The following is a 20,313-nucleotide window of genomic DNA, read 5'->3' on the forward strand; positions in this document are numbered from 1 at the left end:
GCCCACGCCTGTTATGAGGGCGCCGGATTATGGCTACAGGACCCTGCATGACCTCGCACCTCCCCAAGCGGCTGTTCATCAAGACCTACGGCTGCCAGATGAACGTCTATGACAGCCAGCGCATGGTCGAGGCCATGGGTGCGGAAGGCTATGTCCAGACCGACCGCCCCGAGGATGCGGACATGGTGCTGCTGAACACCTGCCACATCCGCGAGAAAGCAGCCGAAAAGCTGTATTCCGACCTCGGGCGGCTGAAACCCCTGAAGGGCGCGCGGCCCGACCTGAAGATCGGCGTCGCGGGATGCGTGGCGCAGGCCGAGGGCGAGGAAATCATCCGCCGGATGCCGCTGGTCGATCTGGTCGTGGGTCCGCAGGCCTATCACCGCCTGCCCGCGATGGCGCGGGGCGATGCGCCCGCCGTCGACACCGACTTCCCGGCCGAAGACAAGTTCGACCACCTGCCGCCGCGCGCCGCGACCCGCCGGGCGCCGGCAGCCTTCCTGACCGTGCAGGAGGGCTGCGACAAGTTCTGCGCCTTCTGCGTCGTCCCTTATACGCGCGGGGTCGAGGTCAGCCGTCCGGCCGAGCGCATCCTGTCCGAAGCCCGCGACCTGGTGGCGCGTGGGGTGCGCGAGATCACCCTGCTGGGCCAGAACGTCAACGGCTGGCACGGTGATGCGGGCGAGGGCTTCGGCACCCTGATCCGCCGCATCGCCGGGATCGAGGGCCTTGACCGCATCCGCTATACGACCAGTCATCCGAACGACATGGGGGGCGACCTGATCGAGGCGCACCGCGACATCCCGCAACTGATGCCTTACCTGCACTTGCCCGTGCAATCCGGGTCGGACCGCATTCTCAAGGCGATGAACCGCAAGCACACGGCGGATCAGTATCTGCGCCTGATCGACCGCATCCGCGCGGCGCGGCCCGACATCATGCTGACCTCGGACTTCATCGTGGGCTTCCCCGGCGAAATGGAAGAGGACCACGCCGCGACCCTGTGGCTGGTGGAACAGGTGGGCTTCGGCACCGCCTTCAGCTTCAAGTATTCCCCGCGTCCCGGCACCCCCGCCTTCGACCGCCCGCTGGTCGAGGATGCCGTGGCAAATGCGCGACTGCAGGAACTGCAGGCGTTGCTGGACCGCCAGCAGAAGGCGGCGCAGGTCTCGATGGTCGGTCGGACGCTGAGCGTGCTGTTCGAGAAGCCGGGCCGGATGCCGGGGCAACTGGTCGGCAAGTCGGACTACCTGCATTCCGTCTTCGTCCATGCGCCTCAGGCGCAGGTGGGCGATCTGGTGCAGGTGCGGATCAAGGCCAGCGCCTCGAACTCGCTGGAGGGCGAGCTGGCCTAGAACCCTTGGGTCAGGATGTCGATGGCGGGGAAGATTTCGTCGCGCCACGGCGTGGCCGATCCAATCGCGGGGCCGCATCACCGACATCTGCGGGATGCGGACCATCCATGTCCGGCCGTCGAACAGGATCACCGGCGTCAACTGCGCAAGCGTCGCGCGTTCATCCACCCGGAACATCGGCGCGACAAGGCGCGATTGCGGCAGGTCGATCAGATCCGTCTGCACGTCCACGACATGCAGCCCGTCGGGCAGGCGGTGGATGTCGAACTGCGCCAAGGTTCAGAACATCCGGTATTTTTCAAGCGGAAGCCCATGCTCCTCGACGTCGCGGGCCTAGGCCGCAAGCGCCTCGCGGTTCTCCTCGACCCAGCGGCGGTTGCGTTCCAGCTTGACGGCGTGGCGCAGCGCGTCCTCGGCGATGCGGGACAGCTTCAGGCCGTAGTCGCGGGCCTCGTGGACGACAGAGTCCTCGACGGTCAGGTTCAGGCGGGCGCGCATTGGGTTCACCTCGGGGTCATGCGCATGAAGGATGCGCGCCCCGCTGGCGCCTGTGAATCGGCGGCGAAGGGCTGCGGCGCCACTGTGTAGGCCAGATGCAGCGGATGGCGCGGCTGGCCTGCCTTGGTCAGGCCGAGGTGCAGCGGTTCGGCCCCCGCGCGACGGAACAGTGCCAGCGCCGCCTGCGCGGGATCCGGCGCGGCGTGCATCCCCCAGCCGCAGATGACCCGACGCGCCCACGCCGCCGCATCCTGCAGGGCGGCGTCGTTCCCTTCGCCAACCGGATCGACTGCGGTGCGCAGATCCTTCGGATAGGTCGCGCGGAAGGCGTAGAGGTTCACGATCCGGTAGGCGCCGCAGCCCATCGCGCGGCTCCGCGCCTCGCAGCGGGCGATGGTGGGATCGTTGCGGCGCTCGTCGGCGGTCGAGGGGTTCAGCATCACCCAGACCAGCCGCGGCAGCGCCGCATCCCAGGCCCGCGTAAGGGCATAGCGGTAGCGTTCGCAATCCGAGAACACCGCTTCGGACTCGACCCCGCCAGCCTGATGGCGGCGGATCAGCGCCATGCTTCCTGCTCGCTCCGGCGGAACGGCAGCAGCACCAGCCCGGCAAGTAACCAGCCCAGCAGGAAGCCGAAGCCGGTCGCCCAGAAACCGGCCGCCGTCAGCGGCACCGCCGGGCGAAAGTCGCCCCAAGTCGCGGCCAGCGTCTCGGTGTCGCGCATCCGGTGGGGCAGGGCGATGCGTTCCAACGGCGAGGCCGCGCGCAGAAGGTCAAGGTCGCTTTCGATCCGGGCCAGCCGCACGAACACCCGGCCCATGTCCTGCCCGTGCGAATCGAGGAATGCGGACCCTGCGATCTGCTCCAGCGCCGCTTGCCGGGTCAGACCGGCGCGGTCGGCGCTGGTGTCGAACTCGGCCGCGACCTGGCGCAGGGCGTCCGCCTGGCCGCCCAGCCGCTGGACATACTGGTCCGAGAAGGCCGGGAACTGCGACAGCGCCAGCGCGAAGGCCAGCGCCATCAACAGGCGGAACAGCCCGCTCACGGCTTGTAGGCCGCCGCGAGGATGGGGGCGTAGATGTCGGCCAAGCGGGACACGGCTTCCGAGGCCGATATTTCGGCCGACTCGCCCGTGCGGCGGTTGGTCAGTTCGACCACGTTGTTCGCCAGACCGCGCGGGCCGACGGTGATCCGCCAGGGCAGGCCGATCAGGTCCATGGTGGCGAACTTGGCGCCCGCGCGCTCGTCGCGGTCGTCATACAGCACCTCAAGACCCCTTGCGGAAAGTTCCCGCTCCAGCGCCTCGCAGGCGCTGTCGGTGGATGCGTCGCCCTGCTTGAGATTGACCAGCCCGACGTGGAAGGGCGTCACGCCCTCGGGCCAGATGATGCCGCGGTCGTCGTGGCTGGCCTCGATGATCGCGCCCAGCAGGCGGGAAACGCCGATACCGTGCGAGCCCATGTGGACGGGCACGCGCTGCCCGTCGGGACCCACGACCGTGGCGCCCATCGGTTCGGAATACTTGGTGCCGAAGTAGAAGATCTGGCCGACCTCGATGCCGCGGGCGGACTTGCGGCGTTCCTCGGGGACTTCGGCGAACAGCGCCTCGTCATGGGTCTCGTCGGTGCGGGCGTAGCGGCTGGTGAACTCCTCCAGCACGGCGGCACAGGCGGCCTTGTCGTCATAGTCGATCTGCCGATTGCCAAAGGTAAGGTCGGTGATCTGGCTGTCGTAGAAGACCTCGGATTCGCCGGTTTCCGCCAGCACGAGGAACTCGTGCGTGTTCTCGCCGCCGATGGGGCCGCTGTCCGCCCGCATCGGGATGGCCTGCAGGCCCATGCGTTCATAGGTCCGCAGGTAGCTGACGAGGTGCCGGTTATAGGCGTGCAGCGCGTCCTCGCGCGTCAGGTCGAAGTTGTAGCCGTCCTTCATCAGGAACTCGCGGCCCCGCATGACGCCGAAGCGGGGGCGGATCTCGTCGCGGAACTTCCACTGGATCTGGTACAGCGTCAGCGGCAGGTCCTTGTAGCTGTTGACATGGCCGCGGAAGATGTCGGTGATCATCTCCTCGTTGGTGGGGCCATACAGCATTTCGCGCTTGTGGCGGTCGGTGACGCGCAGCATCTCCTCGCCGTAATCGTCATAGCGGCCGGATTCGCGCCACAGGTCGGCGGGTTGCAGCGTGGGCATCAGGACAGGGATATGGCCCGCGCGCTGCTGTTCCTCGTGCACGATCTGCTCGACCCGGCGCAGGACCTTCAGGCCCAGCGGCAGCCAGGAATAGATGCCCGCCGACTGCTGCTTGATCATGCCCGCGCGCAGCATCAGCCGGTGGCTAACGATCTGCGCCTCGGAAGGGTTCTCTTTCAGGACGGGCAGGAAATAGCGCGACAGACGCATGGGATTGACCTTTGGCGAGTTCAGGCGCCGGGTTAGCGGATCACCCCGCGCGGGGCAACGGTCGCGGCCGGGCGCAAGCGTGCTTGCGCCGCTGGGCGGGACGCGACAAAGAAGATCACGGGCGGGGCTTTCCCGCAGGCACCATGGCCGCACCCCGGCCGGGAACGGAGCGTTTCGCAATGCGGTTTGCCGGCAGCAAGCAGGCCATCTGGTGGAGCGCGGTGGCGCTGATCCTCGCGCTGGTCCTCTGGGTGCTGGGCGGCGCGATCATGCCCTTCCTGCTGGGCATGGCCATCGCCTATTTTCTTGATCCCGTGGCGGACCGGCTGGAACGGGCGGGGCTGTCGCGGGTGCTGGCGGTTGTGCTGATCACCGCCATCGTGGTGCTGGCGCTGGCTGCTGCGCTGGTCTGGCTGGTGCCGCTGCTGATCCGGCAGGGCACGCAACTGGTCGAGACCGCCCCCGCGATGATCGACCGCCTGCAGGAACTGGTGCAGCGCCGCTTTCCGCAGCTGCTGCCGGACGGCGGCTTCATCGACACCGCGATCGAGCGGGGGCGCGAGACGCTGGCGGCCAGCATGGGCATGATCGTCGGCACGGTGATGGGCTCGCTCAACGGGGTGATCGGCTTCGTCATGGTCATGGTGATCTCGCCGGTCGTGGCCTTCTACATGCTGCTGGACTGGGACCGGATGGTGCGCCGCATCGACGCGCTGCTGCCGCGCCCGCATCTGGACACGCTGCGCGGCATCTTCGGGCAGATCAATGACAGCATCTCGGGCTTCGTGCGGGGGCAGGCGGTCGTCATCCTGATCCTCGCGGTGTTCTATTCGGTGGGGCTGGCGATCGTTCAACTGCCCTTCGGCATTGTGATCGGGGTCTCGGCGGCTTCGCTGTCCTTCATTCCCTATGTGGGCACGCTGCTGGGTGGCGTCATGTCCATCGGGGTCGCGCTGTTCACCTTCTGGGGGGAACCGGCGAGGATCATCGCGGTGGCGGGCATCTTCGTCGCGGGGCAGATGCTGGAAGGCAACTACCTGCAGCCCAAGATCGTGGGTGGCCATGTCGGGCTGCACCCGGTCTGGCTGATGCTGGCGCTCAGCGTCTTCGGCACGCTCTTCGGCTTCGTCGGGCTGCTGGTCGCGGTGCCGCTGGGCGCGGCGTTGGGGGTGATCGTGCGCTACTCGGTCGATCGCTACAAGGTCAGCCCGCTTTACACGGGGGCCGAGGCGCCGGCCCCCGTGCCCACGCCCACGCTGGTCGAGCTTGTGCCGCGCGGCACCGTCGCGCACCGGGTAGAGAGCCAGCAGCGCACCCACCGGGAGGCCATACGCGACGCCCGCATCGAATCGGCCCGCGACGAGGCCGCCATTATCGCCATCGAGGCCGCCGAGGAGGATCATGCCAAGGTCGCCGTCGCCGAGGTCGAGGTGAAATGGCCCGACGCGCCGCCTGTGATGGGCACCGGGCAACCGAACCCCCGCGTGCGGACCTGGGGCGGGCGCACCGAGGACGGCACCGACCCGCAGGAGCCGGAGGAGCGACGCGCGCCCCGCACCGCCGCCGAGATGATCGAGGAAGGACGGAAGGGCTGAGCGGGGTGGCGCGGCAACTGACGCTTGATCTGCGGACGCCCCCCGCCCTGTCGCGGGCGGATTTCCTACCCGCACCCGCCAATGCCGAGGCCATGGCGCTGCTGGACCGCCCGCGCGACTGGCCGCAGGGCCGGTTGCTGCTGGTCGGGCCCGAGGCCTCGGGCAAGTCGCATCTCGCGGCCTTCTGGGCGGCCGAGAACGGGGCGCAGCGGGTCCGCGCCTCGGCCCTGCGGCCCGAGATCGCGGATACGCTGGTGGGACAGGACGGCGCGCTGGTGGTCGAGGACGCCCATCGCGCAGGGGGCGCGGCGGGGGCAGAGCTTGCGCTGTTCCACCTGTGGAACCTTTCCGCCGAGCGGGGGGCGCTGCTGCTGATCACGGCACGGACGCCACCCCGCGACTGGGGGCTGGCGCTGCCCGATCTTGCCTCGCGCATGGCCTCGACCGCGCTGGTGCGGCTGGAACGCCCGGACGAGCCGCTGCTGACTGCCGTGCTGGTCAAGCTGTTCGCCGACCGCCAGTTGTCGCCCGGACCGGGTGTCGTCGAGGCGCTGGTGCGCCACATGGACCGGGACCTGGGCCTTGCCCGCCGCCTCGTGGCCGAGATCGACCGCGCCGCCTTGTCCGAAGGGCGGGCAGTGACGCGGCCGCTGGCGATGGCGGCGCTGGAGCGGCTGAACGGCGGCCTTGCCTGAGGCTGCGCGGTCGCAGCGGGGGTTTTCCCCGGGATGTCCGACCCGGAAAGAAGCACAAGGCCTTGAGATGCCGGGCCGCATCCGTTTGACAGCGGGACGCATGGGGGCCACAAGTCGGGCGGTTGCTTGATCCTTGCCGCGTGATCGTTTCATGACCCAGGCTGACTTCCTGAAATGCCCGTTCCCGCCGGCGCGCGCCCTGCCGGACGGGCCGCCGACCGGGCCTGCCCGCTTCTTCAACCGGGAAATGAGCTGGCTCAGCTTCAACTGGCGGGTGCTGGACGAGGCGAGGAACCCGCGCGTGCCGCTCTTGGAACGGCTGCGGTTCCTGTCGATCTCGGCCACCAACCTTGACGAGTTCTATACCGTCCGCGTCGCTGGGCTGATGGAACTTGTGCGCGAGGGGAACGCCACGCCCTCGGACGACGGATTGACGCCGGCCGAGCAGTTGAGCCTGATCAACGCCGACGCCCGCCGCCTGATGGGCGCGCAGCAGACCGTCTGGAACAAGCTGCGCCGCGAGATGGAGCGCGCGGGAATCGTCATCCTGTCGCGGTCCCGCGTCACCCGTGCCGAGGCCGCCTTCCTGCGCCAGCATTTCATCGAACAGGTGTTTCCGGTGCTGACGCCCATGGCGGTCGATCCGGCGCATCCCTTTCCCTTCATCCCGAATGCCGGCTTCAGCCTTGCGCTGGAACTTGCCCGCGAATCCGACGGGCAGCAGATGCAGGCGCTTCTGCCGATTCCGGGCCAGCTCAAGCGGTTCATCCCCCTGCCGGGCGGGCAGCGCTTCCTGCGGCTGGAAGACCTGCTGCTGATGCACCTGTCGCGCCTGTTCCCCGGCTATCGCGACATTGGCCATTGTGGCTTCCGGGTTCTGCGCGATAGTGACCTCGAGGTCGAGGAGGAGGCCGAGGACCTCGTGCGCGAGTTCGAGACGGCGCTGAAACGCCGCCGACGCGGCGAGGTGATCCGCCTGAAGATCACCGCCGGCTCGCCCGACCGCCTGCGCCGCACCATCATGCAGGAACTGGACGTCGGGTCCGATGAGATGGTCGAGGTCGAGGGCCTGCTGGGCATGGCCGATGTGCGCGAACTGGTGCTGGACAGCCGCCGCGACCTGCAATGGCCCTCGTTCACGCCGCGGGTGCCGGAACGGGTGCAGGACCACGACGGCGACATGTTCGCCGCGATCCGGCAAAAGGACATGCTGCTGCACCACCCCTACGAGACCTTCGACATGGTCATCCGCTTCCTGAACCAGGCGGCGCGCGACCCGGATGTGGTGGCGATCAAGCAGACGCTTTACCGCACCAGCCGCGACAGCCCGATCGTGGACGCGCTGTGCGAGGCGGCCGAAAGCGGCAAATCCGTCACCGCGCTGGTCGAGCTCAAGGCCCGCTTCGACGAGGCCGCGAACATCCGCCAGTCGCGGCGGCTGGAACGGTCGGGCGCCCATGTCGTCTATGGCTTCATGCAGATGAAGACCCACGCCAAGATTTCCAGCGTGGTCCGACGCGAGGGCGAGCGGCTGGTGACCTATACCCATTACGGGACAGGCAATTATCACCCGATCACCGCGCGCATCTATACCGACCTGTCGCTGTTCACCTGCGACCCGGCGCTGGGTCGCGATGCGGCCAAGGTCTTCAACTTCCTGTCGGGCTACGTCCAGCCCGAGGGGCTGGAAAACCTCGCCATCAGCCCCATCGACCTGAAATCGACGCTGATTGACCTGATCGGGCGCGAGGCCGAATTCGCCCGCCGTGGCCGCCCGGCCGAGATCTGGGCCAAGATGAACAGCCTGATCGAGAAGGACGTGATCGACGCTCTTTACGCCGCATCCAACGCGGGCGTGAAGATCAACCTCGTGATCCGCGGCATCTGCGGCGTCAGGCCCGGCATCGCGGGGCTGTCGGAAAACATCCGGGTCAAGTCCATCGTCGGGCGCTTCCTGGAACACAGCCGCATCGTCTGCTTCGGCAACGGCCACGGGCTGCCCTCGCGCAAGGCGCGGGTCTTCATCAGTTCGGCCGACTGGATGGCCCGAAACCTGTCCCGCCGGGTGGAAACCCTGGTCGAATGCATGAACGACACGGTCAAGGCCCAGATCACCAGCCAGATCATGGCCGCCAACATGGCCGACGAGGCGCAGAGCTGGCTGTTGCAACCAGATGGCCGCTATCTGCGTCATCTTCCCGAGGATCGTGACGACCTGTTCAACTGTCACCGCTTCTTCATGGAAAACCCCTCCCTGTCGGGGCGGGGCACGGCTGGGGCAGGAGACGTGCCGGCCCTGACCCACGCCAGCGAGTGAACCTCGACCGCGGCCGGGCCTGTCGTCCCGTCGCCAGCCAGTGAGAAGACCGATGAACGTGACGACCGCCCCCGGCCAGAAACCTTCCCCCTTCGGCAAGCAGGGATTGCCCATCCGCTCGGCGCGCGAATTGAAGCGGGTCGGGGTCGTGGATGTGGGGTCGAACTCGATCCGCCTTGTCGTCTTCGACGGCGCCGCCCGCAGTCCCGCCTATTTCTACAACGAGAAGGTCATGGCCGGGCTGGGGCAGGGGCTTGCCACGACCGGCCGGCTGAACCCCGAGGGCGTGGTCCGAGGGATGGCCGCGCTCAAGCGGTTCGCGGCGCTGGCCCGCGGGATGGGGATCGAGGATCTGACCTGCGTTGCCACTGCCGCCGTGCGCGAGGCCGAGGACGGCCCCGCCTTTCACCGCGCCGTCACCCGCCAGACCGGCCTGAAGCTGGTGGTGATCGAGGGCACGGAGGAAGCGCGCCTGTCCGCCCAGGGCGTGCTGCTGGGTTGGCCCAACGCCCGCGGGCTTGTCTGCGACATCGGCGGCAACTCGATGGAGGTGGCAGAGGTCGGCAATGGCACCGTGGGACGCCGCGCGTCGTCCCCGCTGGGTCCCTTCCGGTTGCAGCAGGTCGAGGCCAAGGGCCTCAAGCGCCATATCGAGACGGTGATGGAGGGGCTGGTCGAGGCCGTGGGCGCCGACCACGAACTGATCTACCTGGTCGGCGGATCGTGGCGGGCGATCGCGCGGCTGGACATGGAACGGCGCGGCTATCCCATGACGGTGCTGCACGAATACCGCATGACGCCCGACGCCGTGGCGGCCACGGCCAAGTTCATCGCCCGCATGAACCTGTCCGAGCTGAAGGCGCTGACCGGGATTTCGGCGTCCCGCCTGGAACTGGTGCCCCTGGCGGTGCAGGTGCTGCGCCAGCTTGTCCAGACGTTCCAGCCGCGCGAGATCGCTGTCAGTTCATATGGCATCCGCGAGGGGCTGCTTTACGAACAGATGTCCGACAGCATCCGCCGGCGCGACCCGCTGATCGAGGCCGCCCGCTTCACCGAGCGGCAGATGTCCCGCATCCCCGGCACGGGCAAGAAGCTTCACCAGTTCCTGTCGCCCTTGTTCGAGGGCGCCCCGCCCGAGCGTCACCGCCTCGTCCGCGCGGCCTGCCACCTGCACGACACGAGCTGGCGGGCGCATCCCGACTACCGGGCCGAGGCGTGCTTCGACAACGTGACGCGCTCGAACCTTGCTGCGCTGTCGCACCCCGAGCGTGTGTTCCTGGGGCTGGCGCTGCTGAACCGCTACAAGAACGGGCGCGCCGTCGGCACGTCGCCGATGGCGCCGCTGCTGAAGCTGCTCAGCGACGAGGAGATCCGCGACGCGGAAACCTTGGGTCGCGCCATGCGCTTCGGCGCGATGTTTGCCATCGGCGAACCCGCCGAGGCGGGGACGTTGACGCTGGACCGCGAGGCCGGGACCCTGACACTGACCCTGACCCGCACCGGCCGCAACCTGATGGCCGAGGTCGCCGAGGCCCGGCTGAAGGCGCTTGCGGCGGGAATGGGTGTCGAGGCGGTGGTCAACTGAAACCATGCTGCGGGCCGTTCTGCCGAAGGCAGGACGATTGCGGTTTCAGGCAGCGTGAATTTCCTCGATCCGGGGATGTCCTCTGGCATCGGTATAGCCACGGTGCCAGTGGTAGTTCCACAGCCCTTCATGGGCATCGAACGTATCTGCCAACGAGGATCTGAAAGCCAGGTATCCTTTTGCCTGTCTCAATCTGCCCAGGACCACGCTCGGCAGACGCCTCCTGAGAGGAATGATGTGCTCGCTTCTTTCCATGCGTTCGCGCAGCCCGACGCCGAGTCCATGCCGATAGGCGCGAAAGTTCCAGAACGACGGAGAAACCTGATGCGGGCGGACAATGTGCTGGACACGCGGGCCTGACGCAAAGAAGGACCTGTATCCCAAGGACTCAAGGCGCAGGCAGAATTCGGTTTCGCTGCCCATGGGGTAGGTCCTGTTGTTCGCATTGGGGCCGATGGCCTCGTTGAAGGTGATCCCCTTGTCGAACACGGCCCGGCGAACGGCCATGTTGGGACCGAAGATGTCGCCCGCGTCGATCGGGCCTTCCATGTGGTTGCAGGCGGCAAACAACTCCGCGAAATGGAAGCGGGACTCGAGCATCCACGCCGGGGGCTCCTTCTGGAACAGCAGATCGACCTGGCCGCCGAACAGGTCGAAATCGGGCTGGGCCTTCGCAATACGCGCCCACTGATTTAGAAGATCAGGGGCCGGAATCGCGTCGTCATCCGTGACAACGATCAGCGATCCTTCAAGCTTCGGCAAAGCCGCATTCAGCGCACCATTCTTCCCTGGCACCGGATGATTGATGACGGTCAGAGGCAAGCGTGAAGAATAGCTGCGAAGGCATTCCGCTGTTTCATCGGTGCTGGCATTGTTCACGACAACCATGTTCCAGGTGCAGTCGCAGCTTTGACGGGCATACGCATCCAGAACGAAAGGCAGCACATCCGCACCGTTGTGCGTCGAGAACAGAACAGTCAAATCCATGGCAGACAATCAACCAACATCCTGAACCCTGCTGTTTTGCAGCCAGGGTGTGAACTCTGTAAAGTAGCGGATAAATGCATGAACCCGGGGCTTGGTTTCCGGTTTCCTCGTACCCTGCAGGATAATGTGCCTTTTCATGGCTCGGGCAAACACAAAGGGCGCCCGCAGGCGCCCTCTGGTCTTCTTCCGCTTTATCAGCGGATCACATCATGTCCATGCCGCCCATGCCGCCCATGCCGCCGCCGGCACCGGCCGCCGACTTCGGCTCGGGCTTCTCGGCGATCATGGCTTCGGTGGTGATCAGCAGGCCCGCGACCGAGGCGGCGTCTTCCAGCGCGGTGCGGACGACCTTCGCGGGGTCGATCACGCCGAACTTGAACATGTCGCCATATTCCTCGGTCTGCGCGTTGAAGCCGAAGGACTTGTCATCCGATTCACGCACCTTGCCCGCGACCACGGCGCCGTCGACGCCGGCGTTTTCCGCGATCTGGCGCATCGGAGCCTCAAGCGCCCGGCGGACGATGGCGATGCCGGCGTTCTGATCGGAGTTCTCGCCTTCCAGTCCTTCCAGCGTCTTGGCGCCCTGAACCAGGGCCACGCCGCCGCCGACGACGATGCCTTCCTGCACCGCGGCGCGGGTGGCGTTCAGCGCGTCATCGACGCGGTCCTTGCGCTCCTTCACCTCGATCTCGGTCATGCCGCCGACGCGGATCACGGCCACGCCGCCGGCCAGCTTGGCAACACGCTCCTGCAGCTTTTCCTTGTCGTAGTCCGAGGTGGTTTCCTCGATCTGCTGGCGGATCTGGGAAACGCGGGCCTCAATCTCGGACTTTTCACCGGCACCGTCGATGATGGTGGTGTTGTCCTTGTTGATCGTGATCCGCTTGGCGCGGCCGAGCATGTCGATGCCGACATTCTCAAGCTTCATGCCGAGGTCTTCCGAGATCACCTGACCGCCGGTCAGGATCGCGATGTCCTGCAGCATGGCCTTGCGGCGATCGCCGAAGCCCGGCGCCTTGACGGCCGCGACCTTCAGGCCACCGCGCAGGCGGTTGACGACCAGCGTGGCCAGCGCCTCGCCCTCGATGTCCTCAGCCACGATCAGCAGCGGCTTGCCCGACTGGATCACGGCTTCCAGCAGCGGGACCATCGGCTGCAGCGAGGACAGCTTCTTTTCGTGCAGCAGGATCAGGCCGTCTTCCAGTTCCGCGACCATCTTTTCGGGGTTGGTCACGAAATAGGGCGACAGGTAGCCGCGGTCGAACTGCATCCCTTCGACGACTTCGACCTCGGTCTCCATCCCCTTGTTTTCTTCGACGGTGATGACACCCTCGTTGCCGACGCGCTGCATCGCCTGGGCGATCTGCTCGCCGATGAAGGCTTCGCCGTTGGCCGAGATGGTGCCGACCTGGGCCACTTCGGCGCTGTCGGACACGGGGCGCGAGGCCGACTTGATCGATTCCACGACCTTGGTCACGGCCAGGTCGATGCCGCGCTTGAGGTCCATCGGGTTCATGCCGGCGGCGACGGCCTTCAGACCTTCCTTGATGATCGCCTGGGCCAGGACTGTCGCGGTGGTGGTGCCGTCGCCCGCCTCGTCATTGGTGCGCGAGGCCACTTCGCGGACCATCTGCGCGCCCATGTTCTCGAACTTGTCGGTCAGTTCGATTTCCTTGGCGACGGTGACGCCGTCCTTGGTGATGCGCGGTGCGCCAAACGACTTGTCCAGGATCACGTTGCGGCCCTTCGGACCCAGCGTCACCTTGACCGCATCGGCGAGAATGTTCACGCCCTTCAGCATCCGATCGCGCGCGTCGGTGCTGAACTTGACTTCTTTACCAGCCATTTATTCGTTCCTTGTCTGAGGGTTGAAGCGATGCCGTCAGGGATCAGCCGATGATCCCGAGGATGTCGCTTTCCTTCATGATGAGCAGCTCTTCGCCGTCCAGCGTCACTTCGGTGCCCGACCACTTGCCGAACAGGATACGGTCGCCGGCCTTGACCGCCGGTGCGATCAACTCGCCCGAATCCTTGCGGGCGCCTTCGCCCACGGCGACGATCTCGCCCTCGGCGGGCTTTTCCTTGGCGGTGTCGGGGATGATCAGGCCGCCCTTGGTCTTTTCTTCCGACTCGACGCGGCGGACCAGCACGCGGTCGTGCAGCGGTTTGAATGTCATCGTGAACACTCCGATATTTCAGGTTGCAGTGTGTTGTTGGCACTCAGACCAGCCGAGTGCCAATGGCGTCGAGATAGGCCAGCCTCACGAGGGTGTCAACCCGTGGATGCACGGGTTGGGACGGCCGGGTCCCTGTGCCTAGATGGCATCGGGAATGAAAGGAAACCGCCCATGAACCTTGTCACCCGCCTGCTTGCGCCAATGGTGGCCGCTGCCGCCCTGCTGCTGGCCACCGGCCCGGGCCATGCGCTGACCGATCCCGGCCGCGCCAGTGGGACGGATGCGCCCCTCTGCACCGGCGCCGACCTGATGGCGGATCTTCCCGCCGAACGGCAGGCGCAGATCGCCGAGGCCGTGGCGGCGACCCCCTATGCGCAGGGCATCCGCTACCGCGCGACCAGGGGTGACGCGGTGATCGAGATCGTCGGCACCTATCACTTCGGCGACCCGCGCCACGATCCGACGGTGACCGCCATGCGCCCCTTGATCGAAGACGCAGGCGCGCTGCTGGTCGAGGCGGGGCCAGACGAGGAACGCCGCCTGACCGCCGCGCTGGCCGACGACCCGTCGCTGATGGTGGATGCCGATGGCCCGACGCTGCCCGAGCGGATGGACGATGCCGAATGGCGGGAACTCAGCGCCGCCATGGCCGCGCGTGGCCTGCCCGCGATCATGGTCAGCCGCCTGCGGCCCTGGTATGTCGCGATGATGCTGGGGCTGTCCCCCTGCATGATCGAGGCCGCGCAATCTGGGGATGGTGGCGAGGGCCTCGACCATCGGCTGATCGAGGTCGCCGAGGACAGCGGCACGCCCATCCTTGCGCTGGAACCCTGGGACACCGTCTTCGGCATCTTCCGCGACCTGACGCCCGAAGAGGAGCTGGACATGATCCGCGCCGCGTTGCCCGCGGCGCAACTGGCCGATGACTATGCCGCGACGACGCTCGAAGCCTATTTCCGTGGCGACATCTGGGCGATCTGGGAATACGGGCGGCTGGATGCCTACGACTCGGGCCTGCCGCGCGAGGCCGTGGACCGCCAGTTGCAGCTTGCCGAAGCGCGGCTGATGACCGAGCGGAACAGATCGTGGATCGAGCCGTTGACGCAGGCGGCGGACAAGGCCGCGGCAGAGGGCAGGCCGGTCGTCGCGGCCTTCGGAGCGCTGCACCTTCCGGGCGAGACCGGGGTGCTGCGGCTTCTGGAACGCGATGGCTGGACGATTACAGGGGACAGGGAATGAGCAGGACCGACAACCGCTGGGCCGACGAGGAAGCCTTGTGGACCATGGGGGCCGCCGAGGCGTGGCGCCGGATGCATCCCTCCTGCGTGATGGTTTTCCCAAAGGGGCTGATGCAGGGCGGCGAGGTCCGGACCTGGCTTGACGCCGGCCGCCGCTGGACCGCCGCGCGGCTGACCGACCGCCGCATGGTCGAGACCGAGGATTGCGTCGTCCTGGCCTATCGCGTCACGGCGAATGGCAAGAACGGCGACACCGAGGCGCTGTGCAGCTCGACCTGGGTGCGGCAGAAGGACGACTGGCAGATGATCCAGCATCAGCAGACGACGATCACCGGGTAGGCCCCGCGCCGCTTCACGCCCTCGCAGGGGCGGCATGCCATCCCGAACCCGCCACGATGGGCCGCTAGCCGCACGGATTCTCCGGCGGCCAGCGCCAACGCATCGCCATCTGCGCCCATCTTCTTCGTGCAAGTATCCCGGGGGTCCGGGGGCTGGCCCCCGGTCCGGCGCTGCCGCCTGCGCGGCGGTTCTGCTTCACAACAGGCCTCCCCGCACCTATAAGCCGCCGCGACTCCGCCATGAAGGGATGCTCCATGATCCAGGTTTTCGGCCACAAGGCCCCCGACACCGACTCGACCGGCTCGCCCCTGATCTGGGCCTGGTATCTTTCCGAGGCCCGCAAGACCCCGGCCAAGGCGGTGCTGCAGGGGATGCCCAACACGGAAGCCGTGTGGATGCTGGGCAAGTGGGGCGTCGAGATGCCCGAGATCATCGACGACGTGGCCGCGGGCGACCGCTGCGTGATCGTGGACACCAACAACCCGGCCGAACTGCCCGCCTCGCTGGCCGAGGCCGAGGTGATCGAGATCATCGACCACCACCTGCTGGCCGGCGGCATCACCACCCGCACGCCGATCAACATCACCATCCGCCCGCTGGCCTGCACTGCGACGATCATGCACGATCTGATCGGCGCCGACCTCGACCGCGCGCCGCGCTGGGTCAAGGGCCTGATGCTGACCTGCATCCTGTCCGACACGCTGGAATTCCGCTCGCCCACCACCACGCCGCATGACCGCAGGGTCGCCGAAAAGCTGGCCAAGGACCTCGACATTGCGATCCCGTCCTTTGCGACCGAGATGTTCACTGCGAAATCCGACGTCTCCTCCTTCTCGGACGCGGCGCTGCTGAAGATGGACAGCAAGGAATACATGGTGGACGGCAAGCAGATGCGGATTTCCGTGCTGGAAACCACCGCGCCGCAGGTGCTGCTGGACCGCAAGGACCGGCTGATGGCCGCCATGCCCGGTGTCGCGGCCGAGGACGGCGCCGACCAGGTGATGCTGTTCGTCGTGGACATCCTGAACGAGGAAGCCACCCTGCTGGTCCCCAACGACTTTGTCCGCCGTGTGGCCGAGGCATCGTTCGGCGTCCCGGTCGAGGGCGACACCGTCGTCCTGCCCGGCATCATGAGCCGCAAGAAGCAGATCATCCCTGCGCTCAAGGTCTGAGCCGGGCAATGAACGACCATGGGGGCCGGGGCGATTCCCGGCCCCTCGCATTTCCGAAGGCCAGCGAAAGGGCAGGGACGTGACCCGCATCATCAAGAACCTCGCCGAGATCGGCGGCGACTATGGCGTGCTGTTCTGCGACCTGTGGGGCTGCGTCCATAACGGTCGCGAGGCCTATCCTGCTGCCATCGCTGCCCTTCAGGCCTATCGCCGCCAGGGCGGACGCGTCGCGCTTGTGACCAATGCCCCCCGCCCGCGCCCGCTGGTGGCCGAGCAGATCGCGCGCCTTGGCGTGCCGGATGATGCCTGGGACGACATCGTGACCTCGGGCGATGCGGCGCAGGATGCGATGTTCTCGGGCCGCGTCGGCGCCCGCGTCTGGCATGTCGGCCCCGATCGCGACATCGGCTTCTTCACCGAAACGGACGATCCGCGTGTCGCCGAAATCACCCGCGTGCCGCTGGACGAGGCAGAGGGCATCGTCGTCACCGGCCCCTACGATGACATGACCGAGACGCCCGAGGATTACCGCGAGCGTCTGGAACAGGCCCGCGCCCGCAACCTGCCGCTGCTTTGCGCCAATCCCGACCTCGTCGTGGATTACGGCGAGCAGCGGCTTTACTGCGCCGGGGCGCTGGCTGCGCTTTATGAGGACATGGGCGGCGAGTCGCTGTATTTCGGCAAGCCCCACGCGCCGATCTACGACCTCGCCCGGCGTCACCTCGGCATCGGCCCCGAGGTTCCGGCGCTCGCCATCGGCGACGGCATCGGCACCGACATCGCCGGCGCCGTGAACCAAGGCATCGATTCGCTGTTCGTCACCGGGGGCCTCGCCGCCGAGCACATGGGTGCGGACGTGGAGCGCCCCGATTCCAAACGGATGCTGCAATGGCTGGAAGAACAGGCGATCTCGCCCACCTATGCCATCGGCAGGCTGCGGTGACGCTGCGGCAATAATCGTTCCCTGCCGCGCATTGAACTTTCGTATTATTGCTCGATGCCAAGGCTTCTGCTACGCTGCAATGCAGCAGGGGATCATGGACATGCTCGACAACCAGCCACGCGGCACCATCGTCATCGAGGATCTCGAGATCGGGATGATGCGCCACCTGCTCAAGCAGGTGACGGACCAGGACATCGAGATGTTCGCGCAGGTCTCGACCGACCGGAACCCGGTGCATCTGGACGAGGCCTATGCCCGCGACACGATCTTCGAGGGACGGATCGCCCACGGGATGCTGACGGCGGGGCTGATTTCCGCGGTGATCGGGGAACAGCTTCCCGGCCACGGCACCGTCTATCTGGGCCAGACGCTGAAGTTCATGGGGCCTGTCCGCCCCGGCGACATGGTGCGGGCCGAGGTGCAGGTGGAAGGCATCGACCATGCGAAGCGCCGCGTCACCCTTGCCACGCGCTGCCTCGTCGGCGATACGGTCGTGCTGAAAGGCGAGGCGGTGGTTCTGGCGCCGTCCCGCAAGTTCGACTGACCGATCCGGCCAAGGCATGGCCCGGACATGGGGGCCCATGCAGAACCCGCCGATGCACATCCACCGCGACTGGCGCGGCCTTCCCGCCGCCGCCCGGGGTGCGACCGTGGCCATGGGCAATTTCGACGGCGTCCATCGCGGCCACCGCGCCGTGATCGATGCCGCGCGCGGCGCGCGGCCCGATGCGCCGCTGGGCATCGTCACCTTTGAACCCCATCCGCGCGAATATTTCGCCCACCTCAAAGGCCGCGAGGAACTGCCCTTCCGCCTGATGAACGCCGAGGCCCGCGCCAACCGCCTTGCCCGTTACGGCGTCAGCCAGCTTTACGAACTACCTTTCGGCCCGACGCTCGCCAGTCTGACCCCTGAGGACTTCGCCCGCGAGGTGCTGGCCGAGGGGCTTGGCGTCACCCATGTCGCCGTGGGCGAGGATTTCCGCTATGGCCGCGGCCGCGCTGGTGATGTCCGCACGCTGGCCGAGGCCGGTCGGCGCCTCGGCTTCGGCGTCACCGCTGTGCCGCTGCTGGAAATCGACGCCGCCGCCACCAGTTCGACCGCGATCCGCGCGGCGCTGGCCGAGGGCCGCCCCCGCGACGCCGAGCGGATGCTCGGCCACTGGCACCGGATCGAGGGCAAGGTTCTGCATGGCGCCAAGCGTGGCCGCGAACTCGGCTACCCCACCGCGAACCTTGCCGTCGATGGGTTGCACCTGCCCAAGCTGGGCGTCTATGCGGTGCTGGTGGACGTGCTGGACGGACCGGACAAGGGCAATTACCGCGGCGTGGCCTCGCTGGGGGTGCGCCCCATGTTCGGCGAGAACGCGCCCAACCTGGAAACCTATATCTTCGACTTTGACGGCGACCTTTACGGCCGCCATCTTTCGGTCGCGCTGGTCGATTACCTCCGCCCCGAGGCCAGGTTCGAGGGGCTGGAGGCGCTGATCTCCCAGATGCGCAAGGATGAGGACCAGGCCCGCCGCATCCTTTCGGCCGCCTGATGCGCGCGCGCTTCTGGGAACTGCCGCTGGATCAACTCAGCGCCGCCGAGTGGGAATCGCTCTGCGATGGCTGCGGCAAGTGCTGCCTGAACAAGATCGAATACGAGGATGACGGCAGCCTCGATTTCACCTGCGTCGCCTGCCGATTGCTGGACGGGGAAAGCTGCCGCTGCTCCTCCTACCCGAACCGCCACGATTATGTGCCCGACTGCGTGGTGCTGACGCCGGACAAGCTGGCCGAGATCTCATGGTGGCTGCCCGCCACCTGTGCCTATCGCCTGCGGGCCGAGGGCAGGCCGCTTTACCCTTGGCACCACCTGATCTCGGGCGACCCCGAGGCGGTCCATCGCGCCGGGGTCTCGGTGCGCGGCCGCACCGTCAGCGAACTGGACGTCCCGGAAGAGGAATGGGACCGCTACGTCATCGGGGATCTGTCATGAATTTCGGCTCGGACAACGCCTCGGGCGTCCATCCCCGCATCATGCAGGCGCTGGCCGCCGCCAATGAGGGGACCGCCCCGTCCTATGGCCGCGACCCGCTGACCGAACGTGCTGCCGAGCGGCTGCGCGAGGTGCTTGAGGCCCCGGATGCCGCCGTCTTCCTTCTGGGCACCGGCACCGGCGCGAATGCCCTTGCGCTGGCGCAACTCTGCCCGCCCTGGGGCCGCATTTTCTGCCACAGGACCGCGCATATCGAGACCTCGGAATCCGGCGCCCCCGCATGGATGGCCGGCGGCGCGCAGCTTGCGCTGGTAGAGGGCGGGGCAGGCCGGATGACCCCCCAGACGGTGGCTGCGCGGCTTGCGGACTATCCGCAGGAGGACGAGCATGACGGCAGGAACGCCGTCCTGTCGATCACCAACGCGACCGAATGGGGCACCGTCCACGATGCCTCGGGCCTGTCCGCGCTGGCTGCGGTCGCGCGGGACGCCGGGCTGGCCGTCCACATGGACGGCGCGCGCTTTTCCAACGCCGTGGCGGCGACAGGTGCGACACCCGCCGACCTGACCTGGCGGGCGGGCGTCGATGCGCTGTCGTTGGGGGCGACCAAGAACGGCTGCCTCGCGCTGGAGGCCGTGGTGTTCTTCGATCCCGACCATGCCCGCGATTTTTCCTTCCGCCGGATGCGGGCGGGGCACCTGTGGTCCAAGCACCGTTTCCTTGCCGCGCAGATGCTGGCATGGCTGGACGGCGGGTTGTGGCTGGACCTCGCCCGCCACGCCAATGCGGCGGCGGCGGAACTCGCCTCTGGCCTGCGGGCGGCGGGGTTCCAACCGCAGGTCGCCGTCGAGGCGAACGAGATCTTCATCCGTCTGCCGCGCAACCTGACCGCCCGCCTGCGCGCCGCAGGACTGCGTGCGGCGGACTGGCCCGTGGCCGAGGACGACGAGGCTGCGGGAACGATCCGGCTGGTGACAAGCTGGGCCACCATGGAGGAAGAAGTCAGCGCGCTGCTGGGGACGCTCTAGCCC

Annotated in this window: 20 protein-coding genes and 1 pseudogene; 13 read left to right on the forward strand and 8 right to left on the reverse strand. The window is 67.3% G+C overall.

The window, feature by feature from the left end; genetic code table 11:
• Window positions 1-47 precede the first annotated feature (47 nt).
• Window positions 48-1,355 (forward strand): tRNA (N6-isopentenyl adenosine(37)-C2)-methylthiotransferase MiaB, encoded by a 1,308-nt coding sequence (gene miaB / locus JGR78_RS04420; RefSeq protein ID WP_182804902.1) that lies wholly within the window; start codon window positions 48-50, stop codon window positions 1,353-1,355.
• Window positions 1,356-1,412: 57 nt separating this feature from the next.
• Here the strand turns inward: miaB and JGR78_RS18380 are convergent.
• The 5 genes and pseudogenes from JGR78_RS18380 to proS form a co-directional block, all read right to left on the reverse strand.
• A pseudogene (locus JGR78_RS18380) lies at window positions 1,413-1,631 on the reverse strand (CcdB family protein); the annotation flags it as partial.
• 57 nt (window positions 1,632-1,688) lie between these two features.
• Window positions 1,689-1,853: a type II toxin-antitoxin system CcdA family antitoxin gene (locus tag JGR78_RS04430; RefSeq protein ID WP_182804930.1), complete on the reverse strand. Its 165-nt coding sequence runs from the start codon at window positions 1,851-1,853 to the stop codon at window positions 1,689-1,691.
• Window positions 1,854-1,858: 5 nt separating this feature from the next.
• Window positions 1,859-2,419 carry a DUF1643 domain-containing protein gene (locus JGR78_RS04435; RefSeq protein ID WP_182804900.1) on the reverse strand — a complete coding sequence of 187 codons (561 nt, stop codon included), beginning with the start codon at window positions 2,417-2,419 and terminating at the stop codon, window positions 1,859-1,861.
• Window positions 2,410-2,898, reverse strand: a complete 489-nt coding sequence (locus JGR78_RS04440; protein ID WP_182792776.1) for a DUF2937 family protein — start codon at window positions 2,896-2,898, stop codon at window positions 2,410-2,412. Before JGR78_RS04440 ends, JGR78_RS04435 begins: the two co-directional genes overlap by 10 nt.
• Window positions 2,895-4,253: a proline--tRNA ligase gene (proS, locus tag JGR78_RS04445; RefSeq protein WP_182792777.1), complete on the reverse strand. Its 1,359-nt coding sequence runs from the start codon at window positions 4,251-4,253 to the stop codon at window positions 2,895-2,897. The genes JGR78_RS04440 and proS overlap by 4 nt, the downstream gene beginning before the upstream one ends.
• Before the next feature lie 179 nt (window positions 4,254-4,432).
• On the opposite strand from proS, the gene JGR78_RS04450 reads away from it, so the two are divergent.
• From JGR78_RS04450 to JGR78_RS04465, 4 genes are all read left to right on the forward strand, one after another.
• On the forward strand, window positions 4,433-5,848 hold the full coding sequence (locus JGR78_RS04450) for an AI-2E family transporter (RefSeq protein ID WP_182804927.1): 1,416 nt from the start codon (window positions 4,433-4,435) through the stop codon (window positions 5,846-5,848).
• Between the two features lie 5 nt (window positions 5,849-5,853).
• On the forward strand, window positions 5,854-6,543 hold the full coding sequence (locus JGR78_RS04455) for a chromosomal replication initiator DnaA (protein WP_182792779.1): 690 nt from the start codon (window positions 5,854-5,856) through the stop codon (window positions 6,541-6,543).
• Window positions 6,544-6,694: 151 nt separating this feature from the next.
• On the forward strand, window positions 6,695-8,860 hold the full coding sequence (locus tag JGR78_RS04460; RefSeq protein WP_182792780.1) for an RNA degradosome polyphosphate kinase: 2,166 nt from the start codon (window positions 6,695-6,697) through the stop codon (window positions 8,858-8,860).
• Between the two features lie 52 nt (window positions 8,861-8,912).
• Window positions 8,913-10,445, forward strand: coding sequence for a Ppx/GppA family phosphatase (locus JGR78_RS04465; RefSeq protein ID WP_182792781.1), 1,533 nt, complete (start codon window positions 8,913-8,915; stop codon window positions 10,443-10,445).
• A 45-nt stretch (window positions 10,446-10,490) separates the two neighbouring features.
• Here the strand turns inward: JGR78_RS04465 and JGR78_RS04470 are convergent, their stop codons facing one another.
• The 3 genes from JGR78_RS04470 to groES form a co-directional block, all read right to left on the reverse strand.
• Window positions 10,491-11,432, reverse strand: a complete 942-nt coding sequence (locus JGR78_RS04470; RefSeq protein ID WP_182792782.1) for a glycosyltransferase family 2 protein — start codon at window positions 11,430-11,432, stop codon at window positions 10,491-10,493.
• A gap of 202 nt (window positions 11,433-11,634) precedes the next feature.
• Window positions 11,635-13,278: a chaperonin GroEL gene (gene groL / locus JGR78_RS04475; protein WP_182792783.1), complete on the reverse strand. Its 1,644-nt coding sequence runs from the start codon at window positions 13,276-13,278 to the stop codon at window positions 11,635-11,637.
• Between the two features lie 43 nt (window positions 13,279-13,321).
• Complete coding sequence (gene groES, locus JGR78_RS04480; RefSeq protein WP_182792784.1) at window positions 13,322-13,609, reverse strand: co-chaperone GroES; 288 nt, start codon at window positions 13,607-13,609, stop codon at window positions 13,322-13,324.
• Between the two features lie 171 nt (window positions 13,610-13,780).
• Between groES and JGR78_RS04485 the strand changes: the two genes are divergently transcribed.
• The 8 genes from JGR78_RS04485 to JGR78_RS04520 all read left to right on the forward strand — a co-directional run bounded on the left by JGR78_RS04485 (window position 13,781) and on the right by JGR78_RS04520 (window position 20,310).
• Complete coding sequence (locus JGR78_RS04485; RefSeq protein WP_182804898.1) at window positions 13,781-14,848, forward strand: TraB/GumN family protein; 1,068 nt, start codon at window positions 13,781-13,783, stop codon at window positions 14,846-14,848.
• Complete coding sequence (locus JGR78_RS04490; protein WP_182792786.1) at window positions 14,845-15,186, forward strand: nuclear transport factor 2 family protein; 342 nt, start codon at window positions 14,845-14,847, stop codon at window positions 15,184-15,186. The genes JGR78_RS04485 and JGR78_RS04490 overlap by 4 nt, the downstream gene beginning before the upstream one ends.
• Before the next feature lie 254 nt (window positions 15,187-15,440).
• Window positions 15,441-16,358: a manganese-dependent inorganic pyrophosphatase gene (locus tag JGR78_RS04495; protein ID WP_182792787.1), complete on the forward strand. Its 918-nt coding sequence runs from the start codon at window positions 15,441-15,443 to the stop codon at window positions 16,356-16,358.
• 79 nt (window positions 16,359-16,437) lie between these two features.
• The gene (locus JGR78_RS04500; protein WP_182792788.1) at window positions 16,438-17,301 is read left to right on the forward strand and encodes a TIGR01459 family HAD-type hydrolase; all 864 of its coding nucleotides are present in this window, start codon (window positions 16,438-16,440) and stop codon (window positions 17,299-17,301) included.
• Between the two features lie 100 nt (window positions 17,302-17,401).
• Window positions 17,402-17,845 carry a MaoC family dehydratase gene (locus JGR78_RS04505; RefSeq protein WP_182792789.1) on the forward strand — a complete coding sequence of 148 codons (444 nt, stop codon included), beginning with the start codon at window positions 17,402-17,404 and terminating at the stop codon, window positions 17,843-17,845.
• A gap of 52 nt (window positions 17,846-17,897) precedes the next feature.
• Window positions 17,898-18,842 carry a bifunctional riboflavin kinase/FAD synthetase gene (locus JGR78_RS04510; RefSeq protein ID WP_182792815.1) on the forward strand — a complete coding sequence of 315 codons (945 nt, stop codon included), beginning with the start codon at window positions 17,898-17,900 and terminating at the stop codon, window positions 18,840-18,842.
• Entirely contained in the window at window positions 18,842-19,282 is a 441-nt protein-coding gene (locus JGR78_RS04515; protein WP_182792790.1) for a YcgN family cysteine cluster protein, read from the forward strand. The genes JGR78_RS04510 and JGR78_RS04515 overlap by 1 nt, the downstream gene beginning before the upstream one ends.
• Window positions 19,279-20,310 (forward strand): low specificity L-threonine aldolase, encoded by a 1,032-nt coding sequence (locus tag JGR78_RS04520; RefSeq protein ID WP_182792791.1) that lies wholly within the window; start codon window positions 19,279-19,281, stop codon window positions 20,308-20,310. The genes JGR78_RS04515 and JGR78_RS04520 overlap by 4 nt, the downstream gene beginning before the upstream one ends.
• The last annotated feature ends 3 nt before the right edge of the window (window positions 20,311-20,313 follow it).

The organism is Paracoccus sp. MC1862, assembly GCF_016617715.1.
Taxonomy (GTDB): Bacteria; Pseudomonadota; Alphaproteobacteria; order Rhodobacterales; family Rhodobacteraceae; genus Paracoccus.

Bases quoted from the DNA above. Each gene is read 5' to 3' on its own strand.
- miaB (WP_182804902.1), top strand. From the start codon at position 48: ATGACCTCGCACCTCCCCAAGCGGCTGTTCATCAAGACCTACGGCTGC.
- JGR78_RS04430 (WP_182804930.1), bottom strand. From the start codon at position 1,853: ATGCGCGCCCGCCTGAACCTGACCGTCGAGGACTCTGTCGTCCACGAG.
- JGR78_RS04435 (WP_182804900.1), bottom strand. From the start codon at position 2,419: ATGGCGCTGATCCGCCGCCATCAGGCTGGCGGGGTCGAGTCCGAAGCG.
- proS (WP_182792777.1), bottom strand. From the start codon at position 4,253: ATGCGTCTGTCGCGCTATTTCCTGCCCGTCCTGAAAGAGAACCCTTCC.
- JGR78_RS04450 (WP_182804927.1), top strand. From the start codon at position 4,433: ATGCGGTTTGCCGGCAGCAAGCAGGCCATCTGGTGGAGCGCGGTGGCG.
- JGR78_RS04460 (WP_182792780.1), top strand. From the start codon at position 6,695: ATGACCCAGGCTGACTTCCTGAAATGCCCGTTCCCGCCGGCGCGCGCC.
- JGR78_RS04465 (WP_182792781.1), top strand. From the start codon at position 8,913: ATGAACGTGACGACCGCCCCCGGCCAGAAACCTTCCCCCTTCGGCAAG.
- JGR78_RS04470 (WP_182792782.1), bottom strand. From the start codon at position 11,432: ATGGATTTGACTGTTCTGTTCTCGACGCACAACGGTGCGGATGTGCTG.
- groL (WP_182792783.1), bottom strand. From the start codon at position 13,278: ATGGCTGGTAAAGAAGTCAAGTTCAGCACCGACGCGCGCGATCGGATG.
- groES (WP_182792784.1), bottom strand. From the start codon at position 13,609: ATGACATTCAAACCGCTGCACGACCGCGTGCTGGTCCGCCGCGTCGAG.
- JGR78_RS04485 (WP_182804898.1), top strand. From the start codon at position 13,781: ATGAACCTTGTCACCCGCCTGCTTGCGCCAATGGTGGCCGCTGCCGCC.
- JGR78_RS04490 (WP_182792786.1), top strand. From the start codon at position 14,845: ATGAGCAGGACCGACAACCGCTGGGCCGACGAGGAAGCCTTGTGGACC.
- JGR78_RS04495 (WP_182792787.1), top strand. From the start codon at position 15,441: ATGATCCAGGTTTTCGGCCACAAGGCCCCCGACACCGACTCGACCGGC.
- JGR78_RS04505 (WP_182792789.1), top strand. From the start codon at position 17,402: ATGCTCGACAACCAGCCACGCGGCACCATCGTCATCGAGGATCTCGAG.
- JGR78_RS04510 (WP_182792815.1), top strand. From the start codon at position 17,898: ATGCACATCCACCGCGACTGGCGCGGCCTTCCCGCCGCCGCCCGGGGT.
- JGR78_RS04515 (WP_182792790.1), top strand. From the start codon at position 18,842: ATGCGCGCGCGCTTCTGGGAACTGCCGCTGGATCAACTCAGCGCCGCC.
- JGR78_RS04520 (WP_182792791.1), top strand. From the start codon at position 19,279: ATGAATTTCGGCTCGGACAACGCCTCGGGCGTCCATCCCCGCATCATG.